This window comes from Brevundimonas sp., from assembly GCF_032107865.1.
Classification (GTDB): Bacteria; Pseudomonadota; Alphaproteobacteria; order Caulobacterales; family Caulobacteraceae; genus Brevundimonas.
Genome location: NZ_DAMCNG010000372.1, coordinates 1 through 1,433 on the forward strand (window position 1 = coordinate 1; position 1,433 = coordinate 1,433).

At 69.8% G+C, this 1,433-nt stretch carries 2 protein-coding genes; both read right to left on the reverse strand.

Annotation, left to right across the window (positions count from 1 at the left end):
• Positions 1-207, reverse strand: a 207-nt coding sequence (locus tag RT567_RS16815; RefSeq protein WP_313577333.1) for an SDR family NAD(P)-dependent oxidoreductase, incomplete at its 3' end; no start/stop codon positions are given.
• Positions 208-338: 131 nt separating this feature from the next.
• A partial coding sequence (locus RT567_RS16820) for an amidohydrolase family protein (RefSeq protein WP_313577334.1) occupies positions 339-1,433 on the reverse strand: 1,095 nt, incomplete at its 5' end.

Sequence of the window (1,433 nt, forward strand, 5' to 3'; positions counted from 1 at the left end):
CGCAACCGCGGCCTTGTCGGTGATGTCGCAGCGCACGACCTGAACCTGGCCGACGTCGCCGGCCATGTGCAGCACGGGCGCGCTCTTGGCGTTGCGCGCGGCGACGCGCACGCGCCAGCCGCGACGGGCCAGGGCGCGCACCACCTGGGTTCCGATGAAGCCCGAGCCTCCGAACACGGTGACCAGACCGGGGGCGAAATCAGCCATCTCAGACGCTCCAACGCCAAGCCCCGGCCGCAAGGGACGGCCGGAGGCGAAAATCTCATGGGCGGGGCTTAACCGAAGCGGCCCTGCCTCGCAACGAGAAGGGGCGGGATTCCGCCCGATCAGTCGGCCCCTCAGTCGGCGCGGTGGACGATGCGCCCGCCCACGACTGTCAGCACGGCCCGGCCCTTGGGGATGTCGGCGGCGGGCACGGTCATCAGGTCGATGTCGAAGGCGGTGAAGTCGCCGCGCTTGCCCACCGCGATGGTGCCCAGCTCATTCTCGCGGAAAGAGGCGTAGGCGGGCCACAGGGTGAACATCTTCAACGCTGTCGCCCGATCCACGGCCTCATCGGGGCGCCAGTCCGGCCCTTGGAAGCCGCTCAGGTCGCGACGCGCCACGGCGGCGTAGAACTCGATCAGCGGATCGCCGCGCTCGACCGGCGCGTCCGAGCCGCCGACCACGATCACCCCGCGATCCACCAGCGTATGCCAGGCGTAGGCGCCGTCCAGCCGCGCGTCGCCCAGACGGTCGGCGGCGAAATGCAGGTCGCCGATGGCGTGGCTGGGCTGCATGGAGGCGATGATCGGCAGCTCGTCGAAGTAGTGATAGTCCCTGGGCCGAATGATCTGGGCGTGCTCGATGCGCCAGCGCGGATCCGCCAGCTTCCATTCCGACTTCGGCACAGACCGCAGGGCTTCCTCATACCAGGCGGCGACATCGTGGTTGCCCTGGTCGCCGATGGCGTGGGTGGCGATCTGGATGCCGGTGCGCAGCGCCTCCTGATAGAGCGGCATGACCTCGTCGTGCGAAGTCCGCATCAGGCCGGTGGTGTCCGGACGATCCGAATAGGGTTCGAACAGCTTGGCCCCGCGCGAACCCAGGGCGCCGTCGGCGTAGAATTTGATCGCCCGCGTGATGACCAGGCCGTCGCCCGCGTCGCGCGGACCGCCCGCCATCAGGGCGCGCGCGTCGCCCATGTCGATGTTGTTATAGACGCGGGCCGTGGCCTCGCCGTCGCGCGCCATCTGCTCCAGCAGGGGCACGTCCTTCCACGGCGCGCTCATGAAGTGGATGCCGGTCCAGCCGTAGCGGGCGTAGACGTCGAAGCCTGCGCGGTAGGCCGCGCGCGTCGCCGCTGCGTCGGCCTGAGGCGCCAGACCCGCGATCAGATCGCCCGAGGCGTCGATCAGCAGGCCCGTCGGCTGGCCGTCCGGTCCCTTCAGAAT